The sequence below is a fragment of the Mycobacterium sp. E136 genome, assembly GCF_001666865.1.
GTDB lineage: Bacteria > Actinomycetota > Actinomycetes > Mycobacteriales > Mycobacteriaceae > Mycobacterium.
Map to the genome: position 1 here is coordinate 1 of NZ_LZJE01000317.1, position 8,741 is coordinate 8,741.

An 8,741-nucleotide genomic window follows, 5' to 3' on the forward strand; every position below is an offset into this window, starting at 1 on the left:
CATCACGTCCCCGATCGGGGCGCCGGGAGCCGGCGGAGCGGCCGGCTTGGGTTTCGTCGTGGACGTCGTCGGCGAACCCGCCGACTCCGGCCGGTATCACGCGGCCTCGCGTGACGGGCAGACGACGGACCTCGGCGAAGACGTCGCATTCACCACGCCGTCGGGCAAGACCAGCTGTATGACCGACAGCCAGTACGCCGACGGGGCGTTGGCCTGCCTGGTGGACCTGGTCAACCCGCCGCCGCGGCCGGACGACGCCTACGGCGAGTGGAAGGGCGGCTGGGTCGATTACGACGGCACCACCGTGACCGTCGGCTCCGTGCACGGCGATCCCGGCCGGTTCACCGCCGGGGAGGGACCCGAACTCCCGTACGGGCAGGTGCTGTCCTTCGGTGACTACCGCTGCCGCACCGACACCGTCGGACTGTTCTGCGTCAACTACGCCTACCGGTCCGCGGTCCGGTTCAGCGACGCCGGCATCGAACCGTTCGGATGTCTGCAGCCAGCCACCGCGCCCCCGCAGACCGGCGAGAAGTTCAGCTGCTGACCATCGCCACGAATCAGGCGACGCCTTTGCGTTTGAGCAGCGGCAGCACGCCTTCGGCGAACCAGTACGCCTCTTCCAGGTGCGGGTAGCCCGACAGGATGAACTCGTCGAACCCGAGCGAGTAGTACTCGTAGACCAGGTTGGCCACTTCTTCGTGGCTGCCGACCAGCGCGGTGCCCGCGCCGCCGCGCACCAGCCCGACACCGGCCCATAGATTCGGGTAGATCTCGAGTCGATCCGTCCGGCCGCCGTGCAGAGCGGTCATCCGCCGCTGTCCTTCGGACTGCGACTTCGAGTGCAGTGCAGTGGCGTTGGCGATCTGCTCCGGGCTCAATTCCGCGATCATCTCGTTCGCGACCGCCCACGCGGCCTCCGAGGTGTTCCGACTGATGGTGTGCAACCGGATCCCGAACCGCACGGCGCGGCCCTGCTTTTCAGCGAGCTCACGAACGCGGGCTATCTTGGCCGCCGCGTCCTGCGGAGGTTCGCCCCACGTCAGGTACACGTCGACGTAACGCGCGGCGATCGGCAGCGCCGCGGGCGACGACCCGCCGAAGTAGATCTGCGGCAACGGATCCGGCGGCACCGATACCCGCGCGTCGGCAACCTTGTAGTGGTCGCCCTCGAAGTCCAGCGATTCCTGGCGCCAGACGGAGTTCACGATGTGGAGGAACTCCCCCGTCCGCGCGTAGCGCTGGTCGTGGTCGAGCCAGTCGCCGAACCGGCGCTGTTCGACGTCGTCGCCGCCGCTGACGATGTTGAGCAGCACGCGGCCGTCCGAGAACCGCTGCAGCGTGGCGGCCTGCTGCGCGGCCAGTGTGGGCGGCGTCAGACCCGGCCGGAACGCGACGAGGAACTTCAGTCGCTCGGTCTCTGCGAGCAGGGCGGATGCGGTCAACCACGCGTCCTCGCACCAGGTTCCGGTCGGCGTCAGCACCCCCTCGTAGCCCAGGCGATCGGCGGCGCGGGCCACCTCGGCGAGGTAGCGCCGCGTCGGTGGGCGGTAATTGGCGGGCACCGTCTTCTGCGACGACGCATGCGACGAACCGACGATGGATCGGCCGTCTCCGGCGGTCGGCAGAAACCAGAAGAACTTCGCCGAGGGCATGTCGCTCCTAATCACGATCCAGGTAGAGGGGTTCGAGCACGTCGGTGTAGCGGCGGTCGACCCAGCGTTCGAAATCCGGTGCGGCCGCGATCTGTTGGGACTCGGCGAACAGGTCGGCCATCTCCTGCTCCGAGGCGATCAACTTGTCCGACAGATCGGTCGGCAACCGCAGGCTGCGACCCTGCGCCAGGGAGGCGACCGCGGGGGCGAGGCCCACTTCCTCGCCGTAGCGTTGGGCCCACTGTTCGCGGTTGTCGTTGGCCCACCGCACGGCCTTGGCGTAGCGCTGCAGCAGATCACTCAACGCGGTGTTGCGTTTCGGGTCGGCCAACGCGGCGTCGGAGGCGACACCGAAGCCGGCGCCGTTGGTGATGCCGGTTGCGGTGGCGATGCTGCGCACCGCGAGATCGGTCTCGGCCTGCGCGGTGTAGGGATCCCAGATGGCCCACACGTCGACGCGGCGCTGGGTGAAGGCCGACAGCGCATCGGCGGGTTGCAGGAACACCAGCTTCACGTCGGACACGTTCAGCCCCGCGCGGTCGAGCTGGACCAGCGTATGCCCGTGCGCCGAACTGCCTTTGGCGACCGCGATGCTCTTGCCGCGGAGATCCGCGACGCGCTGAATGGGCGCGTCGGCGTGCACCAGGAGCTGATCTCCGTATCCGCCGCCGTCGTAGGCCGACACCACCTTGACTTTCGCGTTGGACGCGGCCCCGAAGATCGGTGGCGTGTTACCGGTGATCGCGAAGTCGATCTTGCCCGCGGTGGCGGCCTCGATCTGGGGTGGGCCGGAGGTGAAAGTCGAGAAGTTGATCTCGTAGGGCAGATCGTCGAGCGCACCCGACGCCCTCAGCAGGGCCTCGGTGCCACCCTTCTGGTCGCCGACGTTGAGCGTCACCCCGGCGAGGTCGGACAGCGGCACGGTGGCCGGCGCCTCCTGCGCACCCGCACTGTCCTGGCGCGACACGCAGCCGGTCAGCAGGAGGCCGATCAGCGTGAGAACGACGACGATTCTGGGCATGAAAATTCCCCTCGGTAGCAATGGGTTTCAGCTCTGCACACCGAGCTGTTCGAGCAGTTCGACGCGGTAGGCGTCCGCGCCGATCGAGGCGCGCGGGTCGGCGATCGCCAGCGTGTGGGTGACACGGCCGTCTTCGAGCACCAGAACCCGGTCGGCCAGAGCGACGGCCTCGCCCACGTCGTGCGTGACGAGCAGGACGCCGAACCCGTGCTCCCGCCAGAGGTCGAGTAACAGCTCGCGCATGCTCAGCCGGGTCAACGCGTCCAACGCGCCGAACGGCTCGTCGAGCAGCAGGAGCTCTGGTTCGGCGACCAACGCGCGAGCGAGCGAAACCCGTTGCGCCTGACCGCCGGACAGCGTCAGCGGCCACGCGTCGGCGCGCTCGGCCAGCCCGACATCGGCCAGCGCCTGCTCGGCGCGGGCGTGTGCCCGGTCCTTACGCAGCCCGCTGCGGGTGAGCCCGTACGCCACGTTGGTGCGCACGTCGCGCCACGGGAACAGCCGCGGCTCCTGGAAGGCCAGCGCCGGCGCGCCCGACACGATTCGCTCTCCGGTGTGTTCGGGTGACAGGCCGGCGAGCACCCGCAGCACGGTCGACTTACCGGATCCGCTGCGGCCGATCAACGCGACGATTTCGCCGCGACCGACCGTCAGCGACAGGTCGACGAGCACATGGTGGTCGCCGTACCACTTGTCGACGTGGCGTAGTTCGGCGGCCGTGCGCACTTCCCGTGCCGTGGCGAGTGTCATGAGCGGTACCTCAATGCGCGTCGTTCGAGAGTGCGGACGATCGCGTCGGTGCCGATGCCGAGCAGCGCGTACACGATCAAACCGAAGATGATGATGTCGATCCGCAGGAAGTCGCGGGCGTTGTTGATCAGGAAGCCGATCCCACTGTCTGCGTTGATCTGTTCGGCGACGATCAGCGTCAGCCACGCGATCGCCAGCGACTGCCGGAAACCGACGAGCACCTGCGGCGCCGCGCTGGGCACGATGATGCGCCAGAACCGTTGCCAGAACGAGAATCCCAGCACCTGAGCGGTTTCGAACAGTTTCGAATCCACCTGGCGGATGGCCGAGAACGTGTTCAGGTAGAGCGGAAAGCTCACACCCAACGCCACCAGCAGCACCTTGGGCAGTTCGCCGATGCCGAACCACAGGATGAACAGCGGAATCAGGCCGAGGTGCGGAAGCGCCCTGAGCATCTGCATGGGTGGATCGATGCCGGCCTCCACCCACCGCGACAACCCGACGGCCGTGCCGAGCGCGACGCCGAGCAACCCGCCGAGCACCAGGCCCTCGGCCACCCGGATGCCGGAAACGTGCAGCGCGTCGGCGAGTTGGCCGTTGCGGATCAGCTCCACCCCGGCCTCGAGGATCAGCGACGGCGCCGGCAACACGTCCTGCGGGATCAAGCCGACAGCGCTGAGCAGCTGCCACAGCAGAAGCAACAGCACCGGAGACGCCAACCGAATGGCGGCCCACTTGCGTTGCCGCCGAGCCTGATTCGCGGCAGGCCCGGCGGTCATGGGCGCGTTGGGTGCAGCGAGATCGGCGGGGGCGGTCACGGTGATTTGACGCTACGCACGGCTCCGCGGGGGCGGAAGGTTTTGATTCTGGGTGAAGGAAAGACCCCCCGCCGGTGATCGGCTTGTCCCGTGACGTCACCGTCGACGTCGGTGCCGTCGAACCGCGCGTTCAGGGCGTCGCGGAACTTCGACTCGAGGTCGATCGTGCCGTCGGTCTGCTTGCCGAAGAACCACGCTTCGTCGTCGGTGCCGTTGCAGGCGTAGGCGACGACCTGGCCGCCGTCGACGGAGATGCCGATCGTCAAGGGCTTACCGTCGGGCGACTTCACGTCGGCGACGAAGCGCGCCGATCGCGACGAACAGGATGGGGGTCAATCGCTTCATGAGCCCGGTCATGGTGGGTCCAATCGGGGGGAACTTGGTGGTCGTTCTGGACGACGAGCCAGGCCCGTGGCGGTTCCACCGCGCAGCGAATTACCGGGAGATACCGGCCGTCACCGCCACCCGTCGGCGGCCTTGGCCGCCTGCATCAGGGCGTCGCACAGCTCGCGCAGTTCACCGGTGTCCGCCCCCTCCTCGACGGCCAAAGCGACGTCTTCGGCCGCGCATCGGACCTGGTAGACGCGGTCGGAGAGTTCGGCGGCCTCCTCCGGGGAGAGGACCACCGCGTCGGGGGCCAGCGAGGTGCCCTTGATCAGGCTTCTCTGTTCATACGCGCGCTGGCGGCATGACTGCCTGCAGTACTGGCGCCGCCGGCCCAGACCGGCGTCGCCGACCTCGCGACCGCACCAGCGGCAGGACTGGGGACGTAACCGACGTGCCACGGACGTGACTGTAAACCGAGTGCCACCCGTTCCCCGGTATCATGGAGGGTCGAGTCGGGAACTTCACAGCGTATTGCTGCGTTGATGATCCGGACAATTACGCGCTGATCGAGGAGTTGTTTGACGATGGCTGATCGTGTCTTGAGGGGAAGTCGCCTCGGAGCCGTGAGCTACGAGACCGACCGCAACCACGACTTGGCGCCGCGTCAGGTCGCGCGGTACCGCACCGACAACGGTGAGGAGTTCGACGTCCCGTTCGCCGACGACGCCGAGATCCCCCACACCTGGCTGTGCCGCAACGGCATGGAAGGCACCCTGATCGAGGGTGACGCGCCGGAGCCCAAGAAGACCAAGCCGCCGCGGACGCACTGGGACATGCTGCTCGAGCGCCGCTCGATCGAGGAGCTCGAGGAGCTGCTCAAGGAGCGCCTCGACATCATCAAGGCCCGCCGCCGCGGCTGATCACGGCGTGACGCGGGCCCCCCGCGCGCGGTCGATGCGACCCCGCAGACCCCACCCCGCGACCTTGAACAGGGCCTCGCGGATGTTGGAGCCGCTCATCTTGGACTGACCGAACTCGCGTTCGGTGAACGTGATCGGCACCTCGACGACGACGAACCCGTTGTTGATCGAACGCCAGGTCAGGTCGATCTGGAAGCAGTAGCCCTTCGATTCGACCGCGCTCAGGTCGATCTTCTCGAGCACCTCACGGCGGTAGGCGCGATAGCCGGCGGTGATGTCGTTAATGTCGACGCCGAGCAGGATGCGGCTGTAGCCGTTGGCGGTGCGCGAGAGCACCAGGCGGCGGCGCGGCCAGTTACGCACCTCTCCGCCCGCCACGTAGCGCGAACCGATCACCACGTCGGCGCCGCCGTCGATGGCGTCGAGCAAGCGGTACAGCTGCTCGGGAGGGTGGCTGCCGTCGGCGTCCATCTCGACGAGCACCGAGTACTCGCGGCCCAGCCCCCACGCGAATCCGGCCAGGTAGGCCGCGCCGAGGCCGCCCTTGGCGGTGCGATGCATCACGTGGATGCGGTCCGGGTCGGCGAGCGCCAGGTCGTCGGCGAGCTTGCCGGTGCCGTCGGGGCTGCCGTCGTCGACGACCAGAATGTGCACGTCGGGCTGCGCCTTCTGAACGCGCTCGACGATCAGCGGAAGGTTCTCCCGCTCGTTGTACGTGGGGATGATGACCAGCGTGCGCTGGCTGGGGCGCTCCCCCGGGTCCCGGCCCGTCGTCATTTAGCTCCTCTATCTTTGGTGCCGCCGGTCAATCGACGGCGCACAAAGCTTTCATTGTGCAGCATCGCGGCGATAAGCCCGCCTACGCCGAGGGCGATGAGCAGGCCCTCCACCAGCGGACCCCACCGCGTCGCGGCTGTGAGCTGCGTTTTCAGCCGTACCGCGGAGTCGAGGTACGCGGGTTCGTAGAACGAGGTGCGAGACAGCTCACGGCCGTCCGGCGAGATGACGGCGCTGATTCCCGTCGTGCCGGCGACGACGACGTATCGGTCGTGTTCGACCGCGCGCAGCCGCGCAAACGCCAGCTGCTGTTCGCTCATGGACTCGGTGAACGTCGCGTTGTTCGACGGCACCACCAACAACTGCGCCCCGTTGCGCACCGACTCGCGCGGTGCCCGGTCGAAGATCACCTCCCAGCAGGTGGTCACCCCCACGGGCACACCGGCGGGATGCACGACCCCGGTGCCGTCGCCCGGCACGAAGTACCCGGCGCGGTCGGCGTAGTCGGAGAAGTGCCGGAAGAATCCGCGCCACGGCAGGTACTCCCCGAACGGCTGCACGATCTGCTTGTCGTGTCGCTCGCCCGGCCCGCCGCGCGGATTCCACACGATCACCGAGTTCGTCGTGGCCGGCTCGTCGGGCGTGGCACCGGGCGCCTCGACCACGGCGCCGACGAGGATGGGAGCGTCGATGGCTGACGCAGCCGAGGAGATCAACTCGTCGGCGTCCGGGTTGGCCAGCGGATCGATGTCGGACGAGTTCTCCGGCCAGACGACGAACATCGGCCGCGGTGCGCGCCCGGCTCGTACGTCCTCCGCGAGTTGCAGCGTCTCGCGCACGTGATTGTCGAGCACCGCGCGCCGCTGCGCGTTGAAATCCAGGCCGAGCCGCGGGACGTTGCCCTGGACGACGGCCACGGTGACCGAGTGTTCGTCGCCGGCGCCGAGCCCGGACTGACGGACGTGCGGCCACGTCAACGCGGTGACGAGCAGCACGGCGCTGATGGCCACCCCGGGGACCACTACGGCCGGCGGTGCCGCGTTCTGTCCGGCGTCGCGCCGCCACCATTCGACGACCTCGAAAACGATTGCCGCGACGCTGAATCCGACGAGCACCGTGGCGAAGGACAGCAACGGCGCACCGCCCAGTTGGGCGATCGACCGAAGCGGGCTCTCGGTCTGGCCGTAAGCGACCACGCCCCACGGGAAGCCACCGAACGGCACCGTCGACTTGAGCCACTCCTGCGCCGACCACAGCCCCGCAAACCACAGCGGCCAGCCCGGTAGCTTCCGAACCGCCACCGCGGCCGCACCGAACAGCGCCGGGAAGAACGCCTCGGCGAGCGCCAAACCGATCCACGGGAAGGGTCCGACGAACGCGCCGACCCACGGCAGCAACGGGAGGTAGAACGCGGCGCCGAACACGAAGCCATAGCCGAATCCGCCTCGCACGGTGGTGGTCTCGCGCGTCAGCACCCAGGCCAGCAGTGCGAACGCAACGAAGCTCAGATACCACCAACCGAACGGCGGAAAGCTCAGGCACAGCAGCAGCCCGGCCACGATCACGACCGCCAGTTGCGGCAGCCGGTTGATCAGGGCCTGTCCGAAGCGCCTTGTCCTGGAGGCGGTTTCAGCCATGGATGACGACACCTCGGTGAACCGTCTGACGGCAGCGGGGTGATGGGCCGTCCAGCCGTGGCAACGCGGGCACCCGCGAGCGGCGGTCGGTCGACCACCTCTGTACCGCGTCGGCGGGCGCACTGACCTCGAGTTCGTCGGCCTCCCAGACCGCGTACGTGGCCGGAGCGCCGGGGACCAAGGTGCCGGCCACCCCGTCCCGCACGCCTGCGGCCCGCCACGCACCGCGGGTCAGTGCCGCGAAGGCCGCACGCGCCGAGAGCGCACTGCCCGGGGTCTGGTGCCGCGTCGCCGCGCGCACCGTCGCCCACGGGTCTATTCCGGTGACGGGGCTGTCCGAGCCGAAGGCGAGGGGCACGCCTTGGGATGCTAACAGCGCGAACGGGTTCAACGATCTGGCTCGCTCGCGCCCGAGACGCTGGGCGTACATGCCGGTTTCGCCGCCCCACAGGGCGTCGAAGTTCGGTTGCATGCTGGCGAGCACGCCCCAGGCGCCGAGCTTGTGTGCCTGTTCCTCGGTGACCATCTCCAGATGTTCGAGCCGGTGCCCGCACCGGGCGACGGCGGGGGCTCCGGCCGATGCGACGACGGTCTCGAGCGCGTCGACGACGGCGGTGACGGCCGCGTCGCCGATCACATGGAAGCCGGCGGGGATGCCGGCTTGCGTACAGGCCTGCAGGTGCGCCGCGATCGCGTCGCGGTCGAGATAGGTGTTGCCGACACAGCCGGGCGCGTCGGCGTAGGGCTCGTGCAGCCAGGCGGTGCGCGAGCCGAGCGCTCCGTCGACGAACAGGTCGCCGGCCAGGCCCCGGGCGCCGGTGCGCTCGATCAGCGCG

The 8,741-nt window shown here is 68.7% G+C and carries 11 protein-coding genes; 2 read left to right on the forward strand and 9 right to left on the reverse strand.

What is annotated here, in order from left to right:
- Nucleotides 1–547, forward strand: a 547-nt coding sequence (locus A5698_RS29130) for a hypothetical protein (RefSeq protein ID WP_068300623.1), incomplete at its 5' end; no start/stop codon positions are given.
- 13 nt (nucleotides 548–560) lie between these two features.
- Here the strand turns inward: A5698_RS29130 and A5698_RS20805 are convergent.
- From A5698_RS20805 to A5698_RS20830, 6 genes are all read right to left on the reverse strand, one after another.
- Complete coding sequence (locus A5698_RS20805; RefSeq protein WP_068300625.1) at nucleotides 561–1,655, reverse strand: LLM class flavin-dependent oxidoreductase; 1,095 nt, start codon at nucleotides 1,653–1,655, stop codon at nucleotides 561–563.
- A 7-nt stretch (nucleotides 1,656–1,662) separates the two neighbouring features.
- Nucleotides 1,663–2,676, reverse strand: coding sequence for an ABC transporter substrate-binding protein (locus A5698_RS20810; protein ID WP_068300627.1), 1,014 nt, complete (start codon nucleotides 2,674–2,676; stop codon nucleotides 1,663–1,665).
- 27 nt (nucleotides 2,677–2,703) lie between these two features.
- Nucleotides 2,704–3,426, reverse strand: coding sequence for an ABC transporter ATP-binding protein (locus A5698_RS20815; protein ID WP_068300628.1), 723 nt, complete (start codon nucleotides 3,424–3,426; stop codon nucleotides 2,704–2,706).
- Nucleotides 3,423–4,205, reverse strand: a complete 783-nt coding sequence (locus tag A5698_RS20820) for an ABC transporter permease (protein ID WP_068300629.1) — start codon at nucleotides 4,203–4,205, stop codon at nucleotides 3,423–3,425. Before A5698_RS20820 ends, A5698_RS20815 begins: the two co-directional genes overlap by 4 nt.
- Before the next feature lie 35 nt (nucleotides 4,206–4,240).
- On the reverse strand, nucleotides 4,241–4,534 hold the full coding sequence (locus A5698_RS20825) for a hypothetical protein (protein ID WP_502688965.1): 294 nt from the start codon (nucleotides 4,532–4,534) through the stop codon (nucleotides 4,241–4,243).
- A 165-nt stretch (nucleotides 4,535–4,699) separates the two neighbouring features.
- Complete coding sequence (locus A5698_RS20830) at nucleotides 4,700–5,029, reverse strand: hypothetical protein (RefSeq protein ID WP_067085347.1); 330 nt, start codon at nucleotides 5,027–5,029, stop codon at nucleotides 4,700–4,702.
- 126 nt (nucleotides 5,030–5,155) lie between these two features.
- Here A5698_RS20830 and A5698_RS20835 point away from each other — a divergent pair, with 126 nt between their 5' ends.
- On the forward strand, nucleotides 5,156–5,491 hold the full coding sequence (locus A5698_RS20835) for an RNA polymerase-binding protein RbpA (protein WP_064350208.1): 336 nt from the start codon (nucleotides 5,156–5,158) through the stop codon (nucleotides 5,489–5,491).
- Here A5698_RS20835 and A5698_RS30045 read toward each other — a convergent pair whose 3' ends face one another.
- The 3 genes from A5698_RS30045 to A5698_RS20850 all read right to left on the reverse strand — a co-directional run.
- Nucleotides 5,492–6,268 (reverse strand): polyprenol monophosphomannose synthase, encoded by a 777-nt coding sequence (locus A5698_RS30045; RefSeq protein WP_068300632.1) that lies wholly within the window; start codon nucleotides 6,266–6,268, stop codon nucleotides 5,492–5,494.
- On the reverse strand, nucleotides 6,265–7,905 hold the full coding sequence (gene lnt, locus A5698_RS20845) for an apolipoprotein N-acyltransferase (RefSeq protein ID WP_068300634.1): 1,641 nt from the start codon (nucleotides 7,903–7,905) through the stop codon (nucleotides 6,265–6,267). Before lnt ends, A5698_RS30045 begins: the two co-directional genes overlap by 4 nt.
- The coding region (locus A5698_RS20850) for an amidohydrolase family protein (RefSeq protein WP_156670837.1) at nucleotides 7,898–8,741 on the reverse strand (844 nt) is incomplete at its 5' end. The genes A5698_RS20850 and lnt, both read right to left, overlap by 8 nt.

Bases quoted from the DNA above. Each gene is read 5' to 3' on its own strand.
- A5698_RS20815 (WP_068300628.1), bottom strand. From the start codon at position 3,426: ATGACACTCGCCACGGCACGGGAAGTGCGCACGGCCGCCGAACTACGC.
- A5698_RS30045 (WP_068300632.1), bottom strand. From the start codon at position 6,268: ATGACGACGGGCCGGGACCCGGGGGAGCGCCCCAGCCAGCGCACGCTG.
- lnt (WP_068300634.1), bottom strand. From the start codon at position 7,905: ATGGCTGAAACCGCCTCCAGGACAAGGCGCTTCGGACAGGCCCTGATC.
- A5698_RS20810 (WP_068300627.1), bottom strand. From the start codon at position 2,676: ATGCCCAGAATCGTCGTCGTTCTCACGCTGATCGGCCTCCTGCTGACC.
- A5698_RS20835 (WP_064350208.1), top strand. From the start codon at position 5,156: ATGGCTGATCGTGTCTTGAGGGGAAGTCGCCTCGGAGCCGTGAGCTAC.
- A5698_RS20805 (WP_068300625.1), bottom strand. From the start codon at position 1,655: ATGCCCTCGGCGAAGTTCTTCTGGTTTCTGCCGACCGCCGGAGACGGC.
- A5698_RS20820 (WP_068300629.1), bottom strand. From the start codon at position 4,205: ATGACCGCCGGGCCTGCCGCGAATCAGGCTCGGCGGCAACGCAAGTGG.